The sequence below is a fragment of the Vibrio glycogenivorans genome (assembly GCF_051660965.1).
Taxonomy (GTDB): domain Bacteria; phylum Pseudomonadota; class Gammaproteobacteria; order Enterobacterales; family Vibrionaceae; genus Vibrio.
Map to the genome: position 1 here is coordinate 221391 of NZ_JBPVIS010000001.1, position 21018 is coordinate 242408.

Here is a 21018-nt window from a genome sequence, read left to right on the forward strand (position 1 = left end):
CCCTTGTTGATTCCTGTTAGACTTGCGCCACTTCAGAATAATCAATGTTACTGGTGCCATTGCCATGTCCTACCAATGCCCGCTTTGCCAAGAGCCACTGACCCTGACTGAGCGCTCTTACCGCTGCGTAAACAACCACAGTTTTGACCTTGCAAAAGAAGGTTATGTCAACTTGATGCCAGTGCAGCACAAACGCTCAAAAGATCCAGGCGATAATAAAGAGATGATGAACGCGCGACGTCGTTTTCTCGACCTTGATTACTACGCGCCGCTGCGCGAGCGGGTCGCGACACTTTGCCAAACTCAGAACCACATCAGCAACCCAGTGATCCTTGACATAGGTTGTGGTGAGGGTTACTACACCGAGCATATCGCTAAGGTGACTCAATCTGATGTGCATGGTCTGGATATTTCTAAAATCATGATCAGACAGGCTGCCAAGCGTTACCACGGCGTCAATTTCTGTGTTGCCTCAAGTCAGCGCCTACCGTTTGCTGACAACGCGCTTGATGCCATCGTGCGCATCTATGCCCCTTGTAATCATCAGGAGCTGGTTCGCACCACTAAAGAGCAAGGGATCATTGTCACTGTTACGCCAGCAGCGCGCCACCTGTATCAGTTGCGTGAACTAATCTATTCGGATGTCCGCCTACATGATGAGACCGCTGAGGAAATCGATGGCTTCGAGCTTGAGGTGGAAGAAAAGCTCAGCTATCCGATGCACCTTTCTGGTAGCGATGCGTATGACTTGTTGCAGATGACGCCATTTGCCTGGAAAGCCAGTCCTGAACTGATCCAGACGCTTGTCGACCAAGAAGGCTTCATCTGTGAGGCAGATTTTATGTTGCGAGTGTATCGCAAAAGGTAGCACTCAACGTCCGGTACGCTCTATCACTACACGATAGGTAACCAGGCGACATATGCGATTGGTTCAAGCGGTTTGATAACCAACACTGCCTCTCTTAGACTTTAGACGATTAGGTCCAATGGAGGCAGCATGCAACAGCCCGGCTCATTTCACATCGCATTTCGTCGTTGCTACACCGTCAGCGTTGCACTGCTCGTTGCCGGCTGCATTCCCTCTTCGCAATCACCTGCGGGGATCTCTAGCCAATCGGTTAGTCACCACTTCGACTACCAGATGGTTGACGAGAACAATACGCCCATCTTATTAGCCAATCTGCCCAAAGAAATCCTGCAAGCTGACGTGGTACTTGTTGGAGAGTGGCATGGTCATGCCGGTATCCATCGGTTTCAAGCTGACCTTTATCAACAGCTAATGGAAAACAACCCGCGGGTCACTCTATCCATGGAGCAGTTTACTCGAGACAAGCAAACCGTCGTTGACGCCTATCTACAAGGGGAAGTCGGTGAGCAATTTTTGATTGATAAGGGCGATGCTTGGCCTGACTACACCCGAGACTACCGCGCCCTCGTCGAGCTTGCGAAAAACAACCAACAACCGGTGATAGCGTCTAATGCGCCCAGTCGCATCGTGCGTTGTGTAGGGCGATTAGGGCCAGACTATCTCGAGACTTTAGATGACAGCGAACGAGGCTGGGTAGCACAGCGCCTGGATCTAAGTGATAACCCATACAAGCGCTTATTTATGGCATCAATGCACCACGGGCCGGTCAAAGCGACTCAAGACCATTACGCCGCGCAGCTTACTTGGGATGAAACCATGGCTGAAAGTATTGTTCTGCACCTCAAGCAAAACCCAAGACAGCAGGTTATGCACATTGCGGGAGACTTCCACATCAACGAGGGCCTTGCGATTGGCCGTATTATTACCCGCTTGGAGCCCAGCCTCGATATAGTGACGATCAGTCCATCAAGCAAAGGCATCACTGGTAGTGATTACACGATAAAGGTCCTCTCACCACCGCCGCGATACATCCAAGAGCATCATCGGGTTGCTGCGTATCACAGCGTAGGCAAAGTCACTAAAGTTCCAGCTTGTCACTGACCTCACGGCTAGGTATTAGGCCTGCGCTCCGACTTTTGTTCTGTGCACTTTTGTTCTGTGCACCTCTGTTCTGTGCGTAGTGCTTTCAGCTCCTCGCGCAGTGCTTGAATATCATCGGCAAGTTGTTTATCCGCCTTACCACCACCGGAGCTATCCATGATCCATGAAGCAAGTACGGCGGTAAAGCTACCAAACATACCAACGCCAGTGGTGATTAAGACGATCGCCACCAATCGTCCCTCCAACGTGACCGGATAATAATCACCGTACCCAACCGTAGTGATTGTGACAAATGTCCACCACAGGGCGTCGCTCGCTTGGTGGATGTTGGCACCAGGCATACCTTGCTCTAGGTAAAGGATGTATATCGAACCAAAAATCAGCATCATAATCGATATCACCATCATAAAATGCAGTGACGTCGAGGCTCTATTTTCATTAATCGCATGAGAAATGATCGACACAGACTTGATAGCACGCAGTAGACGGAGCACCCGGATAACACGCGCAAACTGATTCATTTCCAGCAGTGGGATACATGAAATCAGGTCAAGCCAGCCCCATTTCATATACTCTCGCTTTGAGGGAGCTGCGCGGTATTGTTGAATAAAGTCGATAAAGAAAATCAAACAGATAACGCTATCAACGTAGAGCAAAATCTGCATCACTTCTTTAGGCACTTCAAACATTAACTCGATCGTTAATGAAGTGACAACAAAGATAGATAGCACTAATACCGCTAACTGAAAGGCCGTGACTTGGCCAGAAATCACCTTGGGCTGCATAACCCCTCCCAATTGATTGTATCGGTTAGACTCAGTTTGACTTGATATCGCTTGCTTTGGCCTCTTTGCTTAACACTCTAAACGCGCTACGCACCGGGATAATGATTTGCGAGAACAGTGCTGTTCCCCAAAGGATATTTGCCACAACCGAGGGCACAAAAGCCACAACGATCAAGGTGACCAGCGCCAAGCTGATGCCAAAATATCTGACTTTGGCGGTGGCAAATCGATGAGCGGTTCTCAGTTCGATCACATTCTGGATCTTAAGCAGGCATAGCAGATAGCCCGCAAGACCCAAGCAGCCAATCACGGCATACTTTAGAGGATATTGCTCGGCAAAGGCCACCTTAACCTCTGCCGATAAGGCCACGCCAATCATCACACAGCAAAGCATTAACACTAGGTGAGAGGTAACCCAAGCGATCAAGGTACTAGGTTGATTGTTTCTAGGCTTACCGTTGCCGACAAAATCAAAATAGATCCAACACAAAACAAAAATAGATAGACCACCAAAGGCATAGTTAACAAACACATCGCCCACAACGGTGTCGATACCCTTATCTGCAAGCGTGATCACCAGTTTAAAGAAGCCTTCTCCTGCAACAATCAACAATAGCAGGGCAAATCGCTCTGCCATATGCCCAAGCCTTGGTAGGAAGCGAGCGTTATGGATCACGCCAACCTTGGGAGCAAGGTATAAACTGATCAGACTTAAAACCCCAAACGAAAATACCAAATAATTATAGGGGTCAGGGAAAAAGGCACTGATAAAGAATACCAGTGCGCCAAATGCAAAGCGCTTTGCTAGGATCGAAGGTAAACACGCCTCAACCTTGTCGACGCTGCGGGCACGAAAATACAACAAAGCAATGATGGCACGATTAAGAGCGTAAGCCAGAGCGAAAAAACGCCATCCCCCGCCGGTTATGTGCAGTATCGAAGACGACATCACCATAATGGTGACGATTTGGATCGCCATAATATAACGGTGTGGGATATCGGTGCTGACATAGAGCGAGTTGAACAGACTTAAATCAAACCACGCCAACCAAATCACGCTAAACAGCGCCGAAAAGATTAAGAACCCGTTCACGTCCAAATGGTGGCTTAAAAAGTTACCCAATACGAAAATGGACACCACATGAGCAAGGTCATAAAACAGCTCGATCCAGTGGACATGGTCACTGCTGGAATCTGCATCTAAATGGTGAATGGGTTTACGCCACAAGGCGTGTTTTTTTGCTAAGTCCATACCGATAACTCCTTGAAACACTGTTCGGCTCATACGATGTGGTTCATTATGGTAACCAGCTGAACATATTCAAGAAGTATACTTTTGGTAACCTAGCCACAACCAATCCGACCATCGAAAGAATATCTAGAAGAACATCAAGACACCCATAGATATCAAGACACCCATAAAATAATATTTTGACACCCATTATATAAAAGCAAACTTCAACTCTCACAATCGGGAGTAACTGCTAACCAAAATCAAAGACCGAAACCAGTCAATACATCGCAACTTCGACTCGTTTTTTCGCTTTGGTATCACTACGTACAATAGCTCGCCTCACCACAACTCTCGCTGCAGTGAAATGGAAAACTCATCAGTAAATTACGCCGCTTTAAAGCAACGCCTTGCGGAAGTAATGCCTTTCATACGGTGTAATCCATGATGGTACTGATACTGGCGCAGAGATTGCTCACGGCCAATTGGGCCGGTAAACTCCTGCTCGAGCGAGCAAATTAGCGACGCCCAGACCGTGTCGTCTATGCCTAGGCGGGTCAGAATTGGGGGATGAGCTTCGGCGATAAATCCAGGTTTGTCCTCTCTGATGGCACGGCCACTGATATCCACCAGAGCAACGTAGTCATCCAAACGTAGTGGCAAACCCGCTAGGCTCTTGTTACTTGGGTCTCCGGCAAAGGGGAATAAGGCCTGAGGCTGTGATGGTGCTCTTTCACTCGAGCCTCGCAAGCAATTTATCCGTTTTTTGAAGCTGGTGTAGTCGGACTGCTCCGGTGTCTGTGCAATTTTGGCTCGTACTGGATTTAAATCCACGTAGGCCATACATGCTACCAACGCCGCCTCATCAAGCAGCGCCTGAGACCTAAAGCGCCCCTCCCAAAATCGGCCAGTACAGCCCTCTTCTTTGTTCGCTTGACGTGCAATAGTCTCATTCAAATGGCGCATAAACCAACTGATGTCGTAGAGGCGCTGACGATAAACCTCAACCATTTCCATCACCGTCTCAAGTGAGGCTTTATCCAATGAATCCCCATTAAGAAACTGTGTGGTAAGCATGGTGCCTTTGTGGAGACGGTGCCAACGCTCTAAAACACCATGAGCATCCCAGCTCAAGGCCTGTTGCTGGTTGACATGCAGTACCACATGGGTATGGTTACTCATTACTGCATACGCACAAACATCGATCGCAAACACGCCCGCTAATTGGAGCAATTTATCCTCCACCCAGCCACGACGATGTTCATAGCTCTTGCCTGTCGCTTCATCCACGCCACACAGGTAAGCCCTGCGAACACATCGAGAAACACAATGATAGTAAGCGGTATCCTCTAAACTGATTTGCTGCGAGCGGGCTGTAGGCATCTCGATACTCCTTTGATAGGGTGCCTATTTAGTTTAGGAGCGGATCGGGATAAGTGCCATAAATTATGGGTGTCATGATATAGGTGGGAAAAGCATATATTTTGGGTGTCAAGATATAGGAGGAGCAAAAGAGTCGTCTTTAGAAAAGACATAACACGCAAAAAAAATGCCGCCCATTGATACTAGGCGGCATTTGCTATTCTGCTGTGAGTTGCGGGATTAATGCAACTTCAAGTTTGGTCGCAGTACTCGGTTAATGCGCCCTACTAGCATCATTAGTCCCGTTTTCAGCATGCCGTGTAGTGCCATTTGATGCATTCGGTAAAGTGAGATATACACCACGCGAGCGATGCGGCCCTCGACCATCATTGACCCTTTAGTTAAGTTACCCATCAGGCTGCCCACCGTTGAGAAGCGGCTGAGTGACACCAATGAGCCGTGGTCGTGGTAGGTGTATGCTTTGAGTTCTCGGCCATTAATCTGCGCCAAGATATTCTTGTACGCTTGGGTGGCCATCTGGTGAGCCGCCTGTGCGCGCGGCGGGACGAATGAGCCGTCGGCCTGGGTGCACTGAGCCAGATCGCCAATCACAAAGATACTTTCATCACGCGTGGTCTGTAGGGTGTCTTTAACCACCAGCTGATTGATTCGGTTGGTCTCTAGCCCAGCAATATCTTTGACAAAGTCGGGTGCCTTGATCCCCGCTGCCCAAACCATAATATCCGCTGGGATCTTATCGCCATCTTTGGTAGTTAGGCCATCGGCCTCGGCTTGTGTCACCATAGTTGCAGTGCGAACATTCACGCCAAGCTTGGTCAGCTCACTGTGCGCGGCTGATGAGATACGTGCTGGCAGTGCAGGTAGGATACGCTCACCCGCTTCCACCAAGCTCACATTGAGCTTGCTTGAGTCAAGATCCCCAAAGCCGTAAGTCCGTAACTCTTTTACAGCATTATGTAATTCTGCAGACAGCTCAACACCCGTCGCCCCCGCACCAACGATGGCGATATCTACCGAGCCTTGACCGTTGTTAGCGTGTAACTTAAGGAACGCGTTGTTCATTTCGGTGCGGAAACGGTGAGCTTGCTCTGGGCTATCCAGGAAGATACAGTTATCGCGCACACCAGGGGTATTAAAGTCATTAGACGTCGAACCAATCGCTAGCACTAACACATCGTAATCAACGTTACGGCTCGGAATTAACAGCTCCCCATGCTCGTCTTTATATTCACTAAGGGTAATAAACTTCTGCTCGCGGTCAATGCTCTCCAGGCTACCCATCTGGAACTCAAAAGCGTGATTTTTGGCATGGGCGCGATAGCTGAGCGCATCAACACCCTCATCAAGTGACCCAGTAGCGACTTCGTGCAACAAAGGCTTCCATAAATGACTCGCTTTACGGTCGACCAGGGTAACTTTGGCGCTGCCCTTACGACCCAGTGTACGACCTAATTTAGTGGCAAGCTCAAGCCCCCCGGCTCCCCCACCGACAACAACGATCTTAGTCACGATACACTTCCTCTTAATTTTTTTAACTTCAAAACTTCATCGACAGACAGGCTCTATCAACGTGAAACTGGCTTTCTAAGCTTTCTGTGAGCGGAATGTACGTCGCTCGCCTAGTTTGACTTTACTTTGTCCTATCTTTGGACGGTGCATTGGCACTACTGTATGCTTTATTCAACTTTTATTGATATTTATCAACTTTTGTTAATTGAGTTCATTATATAGGGGTTGATGAAGGGTGCAAGCGGATTGATGATGAGATTCACTATTTTTTTTACGGTTTTGTAACTTAATTACCGAAAATCAGAGGCGAGAGGCGGGGAAATCAGAAACGAGAGGCGAGATCGGACTTTGTCCTGCGAGAAGCGAGGTAACAGCGCTGCGGCGCAGCGCGTGATTGGTACCAAGAACTTAAGCCTGTTTGAAGGCTTTTATGGTTTGTAGGTGTTGGGAGATTTTTTTGAATTTGTGGGTTTGGGTTTCGTCCCAGGTGATATCGTAGTAAGGCTCAAGTTCTGCGGCGATCTTGGTGTTGTCTTGTGCTTCATCTTCGCGTGACAGGATCACCATACAGCGCTCTTTGTTTTTAACCCGGAACTCTTCGACGCACTTCGTTGCGATATCATCGTATTCTTCTGGCCGATCGATGCGGCCTTGCATGTTGTCTTCGGGGTGTAGGTTAGGGTTAAACATCACCTGCTTGATCCCACACAAGAAACCAATACGCTCAGACCAATAAGCGCCTAATCCAACACCGCAGATCAGCGCTTGCTTATCACCCGATTGATCAATCACTTTACTCACCTCTTTGAGTAAGTGTTGCATATCATGTTTGGGGTGGAGCGTGCTGTAGTTAATAAAGCGGACATCTTCGTCAATAAACTGCAACTGAAGTACTTTCTCATGGTTACCAGGGCTTGTTGAGTCAAAACCATGTAAATATATAATCATAAGGCATTCCCTTGTTTTTCTTGGCGAGCCACCAAACTACGCGGACTCGCCACTTGGTAATTCAGCGTTTGGTTGCTTTCAATCTATCACGATTGACGGGCTTTAAAATGAAATGTGAATGAAAATGTATGTATAGTTTAGCGAAAAGTGATCCCTTTATCACAAATCATCATTCACGGAGCACGGGGGAATTAGATGTGCTAACCCCTCTTTTTAGGTTCGAGGTGCGAGGACGGCGATGCCCTTTGAGTGGCGGGTAGAGAGGCGAGAATAAAAGTAGTGAATCGCCTAGCCATTATCTTTGGGTAAAAAAATGACCACACGGGGTGGTCATTGTAGATAGATGCTTAGCTTAAAGGCCCAGGAAGCTCTTTGATTGCTGTTTGCGGATTTCTGTTTCGTCCGCCCATTCAATCAAGCCGGTTTCTAGGTCCATTAGACGCATGGTCATTTTGTAGTACACGTCTTTATCGTTGCCTGCGCGCTTGTTGATGCTCGATAGGTTGCCATACATCATGTATTGCGCGCCGACCATTTTACCAAACTGGATAGCGGTACTTTGGTTTACAAGCTCATCGTTGTTTTGGAAGTTCAACTGATCACGAACTGATTCAACTCTGTCCATATCGACGAAGCGGAATTTACCAGAGTTAAGCATCTTGGTACTGATGCTGTCGGTGATCGACTCTGTATCAATGTGCTCCGGTGTTTTATTCTTGATTCGCTCAACAAAGACGATTGGACGCTCATCACGAGTAATCGACGCGACTGAGCCCGAAAGCAACATACTGTCGACCATCTCACCCACAATCGTCTGAAGATCCGTTGAGCCGAAATCGATCGTCGTCGTCTCAACCGCTTGTGCATCACCGTAGCTGACTTTGTTCGAACAGCCACCCAAAATCACAGCTAAGCCAAGCAGGGCTATTACACTTTTTTTCATCGTTTTTTCCTAATTTGCTCACTAAGCCAAGGTTGCTCAGCGATTATTTATCGGCTTGTCGGATCTGTACACGGAACTCACGCCCGTTAGGGTTAACCGACACCTCAGAAATAGTCACTATCTCCTCACCTCGCACCACCATTTGTTTCCATGGGCCAAGCTTGGTGTTTACCTCTAAACCCTGATCATCATACCAATAGAAGCGATACTGAATATGTTGATCACCTCTATAAAAGCTCTCCAGTGTGACCACACCGCGTACACGGCCATCGACCTCAGTCGCAATAATATCATTGACCTGCAGGCGTTGACCCAACACATTATCCCCAAAGATCACGTTCTGTTGCTTACTGTCAATCCGCAAGCCTGCAGTCGGTGTGCTACAGCCAGTGAGGATCACCAGCAAACACGCAACAATCATCTTTTTCATTACAAATTACCCAACTGTTTGTGCCAGATCACTGGCTGTTGTGAATGACGCGAAACCCAAACCAGTACGGTTCGGCCTTCTTGGACATTAAAGTTATATTGCTCACCATCAACTTGAACCCGCTGTTCACCCGCCTCAACGTTGAGCTCACTACTGACCACGTATTGAGGCAGCGATTGCCAGGTGCGGGTATCAGGCTGCTCAGTCACCGTATTCCAGATATTAAACAGCGCATTGCCAAGATCATCCTTACCCGATGCTTCTTTACGCAATCGATCTTTCACCCACACCCTCACGGCCTGACGAGCGATGATACTGACGATCTCCTCAGACAGTGCCTGCTGGGCCATTGCATCGACATCGACTAACAGGTCATCTGAGGATGAGTAACCATTGATCATCACAGGCGGCCAAGACGCGCGAGTTTGACCCGTGTAGTACGGCAAGGCGATTGAGTAGATTGCGCCGTTGTTACGACTATCCCAGATAGGCAAATCAAGACGCCAGCCCTTCATCGCCTCAACAACACCACGCTCTTCAATGAGAATCACCCGCGCATGACCCGGTTCAAGCACCGGTGATGAGCCATACTCTTTCTCTAATAGCTCAAGGTCTTGGCGCATGCCTAGGCGCCTCGCAACGCGCTGAGCACCATCAATGATGGCTTGGTTGTTTGGCATCACTGCCAACGCGCGCCGATAGTCTACGAAGGCACTATTGAGGTCGCCCTCAGTCTCATACAGCAAAGCTGAAAGGTAGAATAAGTACCCATTTTGCACGGCTTGCAGTTTTTTACCCGCGTTGGGGTAGCGCGCCAAAACGCTGCCTAAATTCGGCTGTATTCCCTGAGATGCCAGCTCGTTTTCGGCCGATGCCAAGCTTCGCTCACGCTTCTGCTTTGCCGCTTCCTGAACTTGATTGGCACGACGCACCTCAACCAGTGCACCCTCCAAATCATTGTTATAAATATAGTTCAGTCCCAGATAAAGATGAAGAAAACCAAGCTCATAGTCACGCGGACTGTAGTCGGTCATATTATCGTTGACCACCAATGCCCCACTACTCGCGAGCGTGTCCGAAATCGAAATGGTCGGCTTATCTTGCCATACCCTGACTTCCTGATCCGCCCGCTGCAGCGCGTCCTGACTAACCGAGATATCAGAATTAAGTAAGGCAACCCTTCCGAGCTCAAACTGTCCCAGCATGGACAAGTCTGAACGTCCCTCTAGGGCGCTCTGTGCCGAGGCATACTTTCCCTGCGCAACATCCGCTCTTACTGACTGGTTCTGAAGCGAGTAATGACTGAATAGGTTTCCAGGGGTCAGGCTGCTACAGGCGGCTAGAGCCACCGTAGAGAGTGCAACCAGCGCCTTGCGAGCGTAGGGGTTCAAACTCAATCTTTTCAAAAATCGTTTACCAACCAGATAGCCACGCGTTAGCTCATCAAAAGTGGTCCGAGTGGACGACCGCCAAGCAGGTGCATATGGATATGGTAAACTTCTTGGCCACCGTGTGAATTACAATTCATGATCAATCGAAAACCGTCTTCGGCAATCCCTTCATCCTTGGCAATCTTCTTTGCCACGGTAAACAGGCGACCCATCACGAGCTCATCATCTGCCTCAATATCATTGACGGTTGGGATCAGTTTATTTGGCACGATCAAAACGTGCACAGGAGCGCGTGGCGTAATGTCGCGAAACGCGGTAACGAGTTCATCTTGATAGACGATATCTGACGGGATTTCTTTGCGAATGATCTTGCTGAAAATGGTTTCGTCAGCCATGGCAGACTCCTTGAATCTAAACAAATTATCGGGCCAAAGTATGCGGGATCTGCTGTTAAAGCACAACATAAACCCGACCAATGGCTCATTTATCAACATTGAATCACAGTCACTGAAATATTTGTAAAGTATGTCAAACAATGTGCATTGTACCGAGCTCACATTCCTGCTTTATTAGGGGCGGGAAACAATACCCAAAAGACCAAAATGGCAAATAATGCTCGGGATAACATCAGCATAGCGCCAGTTTGGGACTATCAATTTTTATTTTTTTGTTCTTTGAACATTTTTGCTGTTTTTTTGTTGCACATGGAGAGAATTATAATGAACGGTTCGGTTATACGGCGTATGTATGCCGGCTTTGCCTTGATCATCACTTTATTTGTGATTTCGACTTACCTGATGATCAGCGGCATGAGCCAGCTCCACAGTAACTTTCAATCAGTCTCAAGCGTTGCATTGCCCCTAGTATCGCAGTCAAACGATACCTCTGTACGCTTACTCTCGGCTGACAAGTCATTCAAAGATTTCCTGACTACGGACAACCCTGAGCGTATGGCAGAGGCGCGCGAGCAGTTCGCGGTCGCACAGGATGAATTTGTTACTACCTTTTCGCAGTTAAGCGCAATTAGCCAGCAACACCCTGAGTTGGCCAGCCAGATCTCGGCACTGAAAGAAATTGAGCTGCGCTATTTTACCGAAGCGCAAAATGCGATGGACAACTATGTGGCGATGTTTGCCGCTCATCAAGCGGTGCAAGACTCAACACGCCGTTTTCAGCGCCAGCACACCGAGCTTAGTGTGGGCATGAAAGAGTATGTTGATGATGCCGAAAGTGCCTCAGTCAAATTTTTGGCCAAAAGCTACTTCCTAAGATTGCGTGATGCGCAGGTGATCACCAATGATGCACTTGCGAGCAACGATATCACCTTCGTCACCGAAGCGATCAACGCCAATAAGAAAGCCATCACCCATCTTAACGATTCATTCAACGGACTCGCTGAGCAGATGCCGCGCCTAAAGCGCAATTTTGGCGCTGTCGTTGATGCGTTTTCACAAGATATCGGCCAAAAAGGTGGCGTGCTTGACCAGCACAATCAATACCTTCGCTCACGTGCAGCCCTGTATGACAACATTGCTAACCTTGGTGCGGATATTGATGTTGCAATGGCGCTGCTAGGCTCGTTCAACACCGCTGCATCGGATGGACTGCAAAACTCGCTACAAAACGCTGGAGAGGTCTATGACCAGAGTATCCTACGCAGCCTAGTAGTATTAGCACTGGTGGTGATTCTGGCCACCGGCGTCGGCTATCATATCGCCAGCAGTGTTCGCACCCCATTGACCAATATTCTCAAATCACTCGAGAGCTTGACCAAGGGCGACTTGACCAATCGAATTAAGATTGGCTACAGCAATGAGTTTAGCCGTGTCAGCAACCATATCAACACCCTGGCAGATAGCCTGCACGACATTGTCCAGCGCCTAAATAGCGCCTCAGATGCCTTGACCAATACGGCAACCGAGAATCAAACCACCTCACAGAATGCGCAAACCAAGCTTAATGTGCAACGTGCACAAACGGCGAGTGTCGCGACGGCGATGACAGAAATGTCGCATTCAGTACAAGAGGTTGCTAACAGCGCCCAAAGCACCTTGACTATGGTTCAAGAGGTTGAAACCGCCTCAAGCTCGGGCCGCAAGATCATGAGCAGTAATATCTCAACCATCAATCAGCTTGAGACTCAACTGCACGACTCCGTCGATGCGGTTGGTGAACTACAGAAGATGAGCAGCCAGATTGGCTCAATCCTCGATGTAATTCGCAACATCGCTGAACAGACTAACCTTCTGGCTCTAAACGCAGCCATCGAGGCGGCACGCGCCGGTGAACAAGGCCGAGGCTTTGCTGTTGTGGCGGATGAGGTCCGCGTTCTCGCTCAGCGCACCACCGAATCTACCAGCGAGATCGAATCGATGATCAGTAATCTGCAATCGAGCTCGACCACGGCCAGTAAGGTGATTGAGAGCTGTATGCAGGACATGGAACGCACCGTAGCTCAAGCTTCGGATGCCAATGGGGCGATGGAAGAGGTTCAAGCGCTGATTCTGCAAATTAGTCAAATGAGCTCCTACATCTCTCAAGCGGCCGGAGAGCAAAGTGAGACCACCGCAGGCATTGCAAAGAATATCGAGGAGATCAACGCCATCGCCGATGAGAGTTATCAAGCGATGTCGCAGATCACGGATACCAGCAGCAGCCTGACTCAGTTGGCGGAAACCCAAGGTGAACTGGTACATCGCTTTAAGCTATAGGTGAAACTTACGTCAAATTGCTCATAAATTAGCTGACTAGACGTCAATCGATAGAAAACATTGTTAAAGGGTGGTCATGTGTGATGATCACCCTTGTTTTTTATTCAACTAAGCTTTATATGTCATAGAGATAGTTGAGAGTGCAACTTGTTTATTTTGCAAACACTTAAATGCAAGCACACTCACATCTCGCCGTTGCATTATAACGAGGACATAAAATGGCAATCCATGTTGGTATTATTGACCAAGACCCTGTCAGGCTAGTTACCCCCTTACTTGATGATCGCAGTGTCGGTCGTCATATCGTATTTATTGGCGATCAATCACAACACACGATGTTTGAACGCTTGGCGAGCGTGCTGGCCAAACGCGACATCAGCGCCGAATTCTACCCTATTCCTGATGTGACCAATTCTTCTCAGATTAAACAGTCTGTCACTCAGCTTGCGGAGGATCTCAAACAGCGTGGTGAGAGCATCAAACTCAATGCGAGCTGCGGATTACGTCACCGACTGTTGTCGGTGTATGAGGTGTTTCGCTCCTACCAATGGCCAATTTTCGTGGTTGAACCCAACAGCGACACCCTGTGCTGGCTCTACTCTGATGGGTATGAAGACGCACAAGTGCAAGACCACATCACGATTGCCGATTACCTGACCATTTTTGGTGCGCGTGCAGAGTTCAATGACTATGAACTGCCACCCCAGCTTGACCAAAAGCTGTATCAACTGGGTGAAAAATGGGCCAGCAACGCACTTGAGCTTGGCCCGGGCCTTGCGACACTTAACTACCTCGCAACCACTTGTCGTAAGGAGCAGTGCTTAGACGTCGAGCTGTCTGAAAAACAACAAGGCTATCGCGAGCTCAACATATTGCTGGATGACCTGGTGGATGCTGATATCGCCTCATACCAGGATGGCGTGTTGACCTTTGTCAGTGAGGATGCGCGTCGCTTTGCCAACGGGGAGTGGCTGGAAACCCTCGTCCATAGCACCGTTAAACAAATCCAGGATACCATGCCCACTATTCAAGACCGCTCACTCAACGTGCAAGTGTACCGTCAACTGGGTGAACGCGAGGTGCGTAATGAGCTCGATGTCGCCTCAGTGGTTAACAATAAGCTGCATATTATCGAGTGTAAAACCAAAGGCATGCGTGATGATGGTGATGATACCTTGTACAAGCTTGAGTCACTTAAAGATCTGTTAGGTGGATTGCAGGCCCGCGCAATGCTGGTGAGTTTCCGCCCACTGCGCTACAACGATATTACCCGAGCTGAAGACCTTGGCTTGGCTCTGATTGGGCCCGATGAGCTAAAAGATCTGCGCCGTCATCTGGTTGAGTGGTTTCAAGCAGCAGGTGGTACCGAAACGCCTATCGCGAACTAGCATCAATCAACCGTTCGGTGTACTTAGAGGTTTGAATACACCTGATGTTACGCGCTCAGCGCGACTGAATTATCTACGTCTATAAAAAATCCCCAGGACATTAATGCCTTGGGGATTTTTAACAATGCTGTTATTCGATTTCGTTACGCATCATCTTCGGTAAAGTCTGACGGTAGTGTCGTCTTCATCTGGTTCCAAATCAGACCACTTTCCATACCATACTGGCGAACTACATTGGCAATCTCATCACGCTGACCCGTCTGACACAACTCAAGCAGTTGTTTGTAGAAATTCAACGCCAAATCACGTGCCTGAGGGTTGGAGAAATAGTAGCTGCCAACTCGATCGTACAGTTTACGTAAGCCGTTAAAGATCAGTCCATAAATTTGGTTGCCAGAGTGGAATGCAAGGCGCTGGAACAACATGTAATCATAGAAATTGAAGGTACGCGCGATCAGTGCCGCCTGGCGAACCTCAACATCTCGTTCGCCATCATCTTTCACTTCCTGTTTGATCTTAACTCCATAGGGTGAAGACTCGACAAAGCTATCCCAACTCTCGGCTGCAAGCAGGCTTTCACACGACTCAATAATACTGGTGATCGTGCGCTCTGAGTTCTCTTTATTTGCTTTGAATGCATAACGCATGAAAATTGGGCTGATATTCGTGCGTGCTGCCAGAAGGTCTTCAACAATCGAAGTGGCGTTATCCGCATCTAGCGTCATCAGAGTATCAAGGATATGCAGGCCTGAAGTCTCCATAAACTGATTGACCTTAGTTGGCTTACCATGCTGAATAGTCAACCACCCATCTCGCGCCAAGCGTTGCAGCACCTCACGCAATGTCGTGCGAGTTACACCGATAAGCTCAGACAATTCACGCTCAGCAGGTAAGATAGAGCCTGGTGGGAATCGACCATTCCAGATGCTCTCAATAATGTACTTCTCTGCAAATCCCGCAGGGCTTTTTGCCTTAATAACCATTCAGCTTAAATCCAATTTATTGTGTAACTTTAGTCACTCATCATACCACTAGTTAGATTGATGCGAAAACAAAGTTGTAAGATTCTTTCAACACAGATCAAGCTAGAGTTAACACTCTAATCACAATCCAAAGCCCCCAAGGTTAATGGCCTGAGCGGTATGTAAAATTAAGGTTGATATCTGTATTCAAACCGTTAAAAGCCTTCATTATTAAGCAAGGCGACATATCAATGGTGTCGAAGTCAGTAAACAAACAGTTTTTGCCGTGTTAGAGCCGCTGACATCAAAAGCAGATAAAAATTTGATTGCGCTCGAAACTTTTACACGTTAAAAAGCTCTGAGTACTTATGATCTGTTTATCTTTCAATGTCTTTTCTTAGCTAGCTTGCACTTTAAGGCGCGAATAATAAGCAGCCCAGCGCTTTTTATTTACAAGGAATGAATGTGAATTTTCTCTACGGGCTAAAAACCTTTTCTCATAGCCGAGCCTCTTGGCTACTTCTTTTTGCCATCGTAGTCGGGCTTGAAGCCACCGCCCTCTACTTTGAGCACGTGATGCTCCTTGCCCCTTGTGTGATGTGTATTTACGAACGTGTGGCTATGCTTGGCATCGCCATCGCCGCGTTATTCGGTGCGACTGCGCCCAAGAACTCACTCGTGCGCTCAGTAGGCCTTATCGGCTGGGGCTATTCGGCCTACCAAGGGCTAAGGCTTTCTCTAGAGCATGTCGACTACCAATTTAACCCATCCCCTTTCAAAACCTGCGACCTGTTTGTCAACTTCCCAGACTGGGCCCCCCTTAATCAATGGGCACCGTGGATGTTTGAAGCCTATGGTGATTGCAGCAAGGTGGTGTGGCAATTTCTCTCGCTCTCAATGCCACAATGGTTAGTCGTGATCTTCTCACTTAACTTGGTCGCACTCGCGGTTATCGTTGTTGCACAATTCGCTCGCAAGCGTACCCTGTTTCGCTAACGGCTCGCTCGCGCTCTAGGTTCGAGGCGCGAGTGCGGGCAAAGCCCTACGAGGCTCTAGGTTCAAGGGGCGAGTGCGGGCAAAGCCCTACGAGGAGCGAGGTGTATAGTGCGCGCGGTATGTCACTCGCCCACACTAAGTCAGTAAAATTGAGTTGTTTCATCAAATAAAAAAGCAGAGCTTGATCGCTCTGCTTTTTTATTACTGGGGGTTCTTTGTGTACTCCCCCAACGCGAAGAGATTGCAGGAACTTCTCACGAGCACGATACCACTCGCTCCTCGAAACGAAGTGTACTCGAACCCCGCACCTTGTTCATTAGTTGGTTTGCCTCACGTATATCTCCAACGCTAAGAGATCGTAGAAACTCCAATCAAGCACGACACCACTCGCTCCTCGAAACGAAGTGTACTCGAACCCCGTACCTTGTTCATTAGTTGGTTTGCCTCACGTATATCTCCAACGCTAAGAGATCGTAGAAACTCCAATCAAGCACGACACCACTCGCTCCTCGAAACGAAGTGTACTCGAACCCCGCACCCTGTTAGTTGGCGTCTCGGTTTGGGGCTGGGGCGAGGACCTCGCGGTTGCCGTTGTGTCCTGGGGCGCTGACAATGCCTTGTGCTTCTAGCTGTTCGACGATTCGTGCTGCGCGGTTGTAGCCGATCTTGAAGCGGCGCTGAACGCCGGAAACTGAGCCGCGGCGTGATTGCACTACGTGCTCAACGACTTGATCGAACAAGGGATCCATCTCTTCTTCACCCTCAGGCTGCTCGCCCGGTAACAGCCCTTCTGGCCCCTGGTCGCCACTGGTGATGGCTTCGATGTAATTTGGCTTGCCGCGTGCTTTCCAGTTATTCACGACTGCATGCACATCATCATCAGAAGCGAATGCCCCGTGAACGCGGATGGTGTGGCTTGAGCCTGGAGGTAAGTAAAGCATATCACCCATCCCAAGCAGCGATTCAGCGCCCCCTTGATCAAGAATGGTGCGTGAGTCGGTCTTGGTCGAAACAGTGAAAGCAACACGGGTTGGGATGTTGGCCTTGATTAGGCCGGTGATCACGTCAACCGACGGTCGCTGCGTCGCCAAGATCAAGTGAATACCTGCCGCACGCGCCTTTTGTGCCAGCCTTGCAATCAACTCCTCAACTTTTTTACCAACGACCATCATTAAGTCGGCAAACTCATCGACGATAACCACGATATAAGGAAGTTTCTCCAGCAGTGGTGGCTCAGGGTCCATGCTATCGCCAGCCTGCCACAATGGGTCATGAATTGGATGTCCTGCCTCGGCAGCCATCTTCAGCTTGTCATTGAAGCCTTTGATATTTCGTACGCCCAATGCCGACATAAGCTTGTAGCGACGCTCCATCTCACCAACACACCAGCGCAGGGCATTAGAGGCATCTTTCATGTCAGTAACGACTTCAGAGAGTAGATGAGGAATGCCCTCATAGACAGAAAGCTCGAGCATTTTCGGGTCAATCATAATAAAGCGCACCTCCTCAGGAGTGGCTTTATACAGCATGCTGAGGATCATCACGTTCACCCCAACCGATTTACCCGAGCCCGTCGTACCGGCGACCAGTACATGAGGCATTTTGGCCAGATCGGCGATGACCGCCTCACCAGCGATATCTTGTCCCAGCACAACAGTGGTGGGTGATTTAGCTTCGACAAAGTGCTGACTGCCAACCACGTCAGAGAAGTAAACGGTCTGGCGACTCATGTTTGGCAGTTCAAGGCCCACATAAGGCTTGCCCGGGATAACCTCCACCACACGTACTGCCATGGCAGACAGTGAACGAGCCAAGTCCATCGAGAGCCCTGAGATCCGGCTCACCTTGACACCAGGGGCAAGGTCCAGCTCGAAGCGGGTGATCACAGGACCTGGGAATATATCCACCACACGAGCCTGGATCTTGTAATCCGCCAACTTAGACTCCACCAAGCGCGCAATACCCTCAAGTGCCTCGCGATCGATGAAATTCTCACGCTTCTCAGGATGATAAAGCAGCTCAAGCGTTGGCATCGGCTCGGTCGGCTTAGGCAGATTCGTCTCCGCTTGGACCAAGAATGGGTTCTGCTGCGCGGCGATGTTCTGCTGCGCCTCTTTGACCATCGACTGAAACGCGGCCACATCCTCATCTTCGGCAGAGACTTCTTCTACACTGTCAGCATAATCAATACTCTGCTCAGGTGGCGCAACTTCAATAGCCTCATCAACCTCTGTCAATGTCGGGGTAGGGCTTTGCGGCTCGTCATCAATATCGATCGCAGAAAAGCTTGGCATCATCTCTTCTTCAAGATCGACATCCAAGACACTCTCAGAGGCCGCGACACTGTCTTGGTACGATGAGTCAAAGATCTCAATATCATCATCACTGTCCGCTACCGCCATTGGTTGTGGCTCATTCTCTGCTGCCTCACTCTCAATCGCGAGGTCATCATTGGCCATGGCTTGACGCTCAAGGTCAGCAATCGTCGCTTCCAGTTGCTGGCTACGTGGCGCTTGCTCATCGATATCGAACTGATCCTCTTCAAACGCGCTGAACTCCTGCGCTTGAGTAGTTAATTCTTGAGCTTGACTCGCAGGTTCCTGAGCTTGATAAGGCGCTGGTTGAGGCGTTTGACTCTCTGGCATGTGAATATTGTAACGACGACTCTCCTCTGCCTCAGAGGCGCGCCTTGGGGTCGCGAACAGCGGATCATGACTGATGCTCTCTTGAGGCTCGGCGTTGACTAAAGCTACTTCCGGTGACGAGTTTAAATCAATCACTTCACGCTCAGCCTGATCGCTTTCCAACTGTGGCTGATAGACTCGACGCTCATCACCACGAATTTTGGCGAGGAGCGTTTGTCCAGCGAGAATCGTACGCTCTCCCAGCCACTCAACGATGGTTAACCAGGATAGACCGGTCAATAACGTAAAACCGGCGCCCCAGACAAACAACATGACTAGGGTCGTACCGAGAACATTAAATAGTGGCAACGCGATACTCGACAACACATCGCCGATCACGCCACCGGACGAAAACTTCCAGATATCATCAAAGTTGATATCGGCAAGGACACAACTGGTTAGGATCAGGGTGACCAAGCCGATGAGCTTAGTCCCCCACATAATGAAATCAATCTCTTCATCATCTCTGCGCGAACGTAACGTCACCCACGCAGCCATGGTCACGATAAACGGAATGATGTAAGCAAGGATGCCAAAGGTAAAGAACATCGTATCAGCAAGCCAAGCACCAATACGTCCCGCCGAATTTTGCACTTCCGCTTCCCAACTGGTTTGGGACCAAGACGGGTCGGCTGGATTGAACGTAAACAGTGCGATCGCCAAAAAGACGGAACCCAAGATCAACAAAATCAGCCCTGCCTCACGCAGTCGCTGGATTCCGCTTAGCTTTTGGTTCTGGTCATAGTGGCCAGTTTTTATGATGGTTTTGACCGTTTTTGCTTTGTTCTGCATGAACATGATGATTCTTATTTTTGGGAAAACACAGTATACCCAAGTGACCTCAAGATGCAGACGTCAGAATCAAGATACAGGCTGATATGACATGGAGATGAGCCTGTATATTGACTCCCCTCGGGCGAGTTTGCTTGGGCGTCGCTGCCCTTTGCAATTTCCCAGTCTTGAGGTTATTTGGATAGATAAACAAACTGAGCGGCCAATGCCGCTCAGAAAGATTTAAACACAATGCCTTAAAAAACCCAATGAAATAACATGAGAAAATCAGGGTAGTGCGAGATTTTTGCCAGAATTAACGGGTCTTGATGACCAGTTGGTTGGTTTGCTTGACTTCTTCCATTACCACATAGGTACGAGTGTCATTGACCCCTGGTAGGCGCAGCAGGGTATCACCAAGCAGTTTACGATACGCACTCATGTCCGATACGCGGGTTTTCAACAGGTAGTCAAAGTCACCCGAAACTAGGTGACACTCTTGGATATCATCCAATCGTTGTACCGCGTTGTTAAATTCGTCAAACACGTCTGGCGTTCCGCGATTAAGCGTGATCTCGACGAACACCAACAGTGAGGCATCAAGATACTGCGGATTCAGCAGCGCTGTATAACCGGTAATGTAGCCTTGTCGCTCAAGGCGACGCACACGCTCCAAACACGGCGTTGGTGACAACCCAACGCGCTTTGAGAGCTCTACATTCGAAATTCGACCATCTTTTTGTAACTCGTTCAGAATGTTACGGTCGATTCTGTCTAGATCCTTGGACGGCTTCTTGTAATTGTCTGCCATTTTTTATTCCACCTTATTACTTCCTTGCAAAAATTTATACTACAACTTCTTAATATTCAGCATCATAATTTGCTAGCGTACTACTATACTAGCAATAAATTCGATG

The 21018-nt window shown here is 48.8% G+C and carries 17 protein-coding genes; 5 read left to right on the top strand and 12 right to left on the bottom strand.

The features are described 5' to 3' along the window. Positions 1-64: 64 nt before the first annotated feature. On the top strand, positions 65-868 hold the full coding sequence (gene rlmA, locus ACSTTG_RS00990; protein ID WP_438459970.1) for a 23S rRNA (guanine(745)-N(1))-methyltransferase: 804 nt from the start codon (positions 65-67) through the stop codon (positions 866-868). A 129-nt stretch (positions 869-997) separates the two neighbouring features. Then, positions 998-1969, top strand: a complete 972-nt coding sequence (locus tag ACSTTG_RS00995; RefSeq protein WP_438473543.1) for a ChaN family lipoprotein — start codon at positions 998-1000, stop codon at positions 1967-1969. An 8-nt stretch (positions 1970-1977) separates the two neighbouring features. Here the strand turns inward: ACSTTG_RS00995 and ACSTTG_RS01000 are convergent, their stop codons facing one another. The 9 genes from ACSTTG_RS01000 to hinT form a co-directional block, all read right to left on the bottom strand. Next, positions 1978-2754, bottom strand: a complete 777-nt coding sequence (locus ACSTTG_RS01000) for an ion transporter (RefSeq protein ID WP_438459968.1) — start codon at positions 2752-2754, stop codon at positions 1978-1980. A 31-nt stretch (positions 2755-2785) separates the two neighbouring features. Then, complete coding sequence (locus tag ACSTTG_RS01005; RefSeq protein WP_438473544.1) at positions 2786-4006, bottom strand: low temperature requirement protein A; 1221 nt, start codon at positions 4004-4006, stop codon at positions 2786-2788. 366 nt (positions 4007-4372) lie between these two features. Further along, positions 4373-5368 (bottom strand): transposase, encoded by a 996-nt coding sequence (locus ACSTTG_RS01010; protein WP_438473546.1) that lies wholly within the window; start codon positions 5366-5368, stop codon positions 4373-4375. A gap of 219 nt (positions 5369-5587) precedes the next feature. Then, entirely contained in the window at positions 5588-6877 is a 1290-nt protein-coding gene (locus tag ACSTTG_RS01015) for an NAD(P)/FAD-dependent oxidoreductase (protein WP_438473548.1), read from the bottom strand. 408 nt (positions 6878-7285) lie between these two features. After that, positions 7286-7825, bottom strand: a complete 540-nt coding sequence (gene ycfP, locus ACSTTG_RS01020; RefSeq protein WP_438473549.1) for an alpha/beta hydrolase YcfP — start codon at positions 7823-7825, stop codon at positions 7286-7288. Between the two features lie 352 nt (positions 7826-8177). Then, positions 8178-8768: a penicillin-binding protein activator LpoB gene (gene lpoB / locus ACSTTG_RS01025; protein ID WP_438459962.1), complete on the bottom strand. Its 591-nt coding sequence runs from the start codon at positions 8766-8768 to the stop codon at positions 8178-8180. A gap of 43 nt (positions 8769-8811) precedes the next feature. Then, a complete protein-coding gene (locus tag ACSTTG_RS01030) occupies positions 8812-9198 on the bottom strand; it encodes a YcfL family putative periplasmic lipoprotein (protein ID WP_438473550.1) in 387 nt (128 codons plus the stop codon). Beyond that, a complete protein-coding gene (locus tag ACSTTG_RS01035) occupies positions 9198-10589 on the bottom strand; it encodes a COG3014 family protein (protein ID WP_438473551.1) in 1392 nt (463 codons plus the stop codon). The genes ACSTTG_RS01030 and ACSTTG_RS01035 overlap by 1 nt, the downstream gene beginning before the upstream one ends. A 44-nt stretch (positions 10590-10633) precedes the next feature. After that, the gene (hinT, locus tag ACSTTG_RS01040) at positions 10634-10984 is read right to left on the bottom strand and encodes a purine nucleoside phosphoramidase (RefSeq protein WP_438459959.1); all 351 of its coding nucleotides are present in this window, start codon (positions 10982-10984) and stop codon (positions 10634-10636) included. A gap of 309 nt (positions 10985-11293) precedes the next feature. Here hinT and ACSTTG_RS01045 point away from each other — a divergent pair, with 309 nt between their 5' ends. Continuing rightward, entirely contained in the window at positions 11294-13300 is a 2007-nt protein-coding gene (locus tag ACSTTG_RS01045) for a methyl-accepting chemotaxis protein (protein WP_438473552.1), read from the top strand. A 218-nt stretch (positions 13301-13518) separates the two neighbouring features. Next, a complete protein-coding gene (locus ACSTTG_RS01050; protein ID WP_438459957.1) occupies positions 13519-14688 on the top strand; it encodes a DUF1887 family protein in 1170 nt (389 codons plus the stop codon). A 143-nt stretch (positions 14689-14831) separates the two neighbouring features. Here the strand turns inward: ACSTTG_RS01050 and fadR are convergent, their stop codons facing one another. Next, entirely contained in the window at positions 14832-15671 is an 840-nt protein-coding gene (gene fadR / locus ACSTTG_RS01055; RefSeq protein ID WP_438459956.1) for a fatty acid metabolism transcriptional regulator FadR, read from the bottom strand. Positions 15672-16109: 438 nt separating this feature from the next. On the opposite strand from fadR, the gene dsbB reads away from it, so the two are divergent. Beyond that, positions 16110-16646 carry a disulfide bond formation protein DsbB gene (dsbB, locus tag ACSTTG_RS01060; RefSeq protein ID WP_438459955.1) on the top strand — a complete coding sequence of 179 codons (537 nt, stop codon included), beginning with the start codon at positions 16110-16112 and terminating at the stop codon, positions 16644-16646. Positions 16647-17188: 542 nt separating this feature from the next. Here the strand turns inward: dsbB and ACSTTG_RS01065 are convergent. Beyond that, positions 17189-20128: a DNA translocase FtsK gene (locus ACSTTG_RS01065; RefSeq protein ID WP_438473553.1), complete on the bottom strand. Its 2940-nt coding sequence runs from the start codon at positions 20126-20128 to the stop codon at positions 17189-17191. 289 nt (positions 20129-20417) lie between these two features. Continuing rightward, a complete protein-coding gene (gene lrp / locus ACSTTG_RS01070; RefSeq protein ID WP_438459953.1) occupies positions 20418-20912 on the bottom strand; it encodes a leucine-responsive transcriptional regulator Lrp in 495 nt (164 codons plus the stop codon). Between the last annotated feature and the right edge of the window lie 106 nt (positions 20913-21018).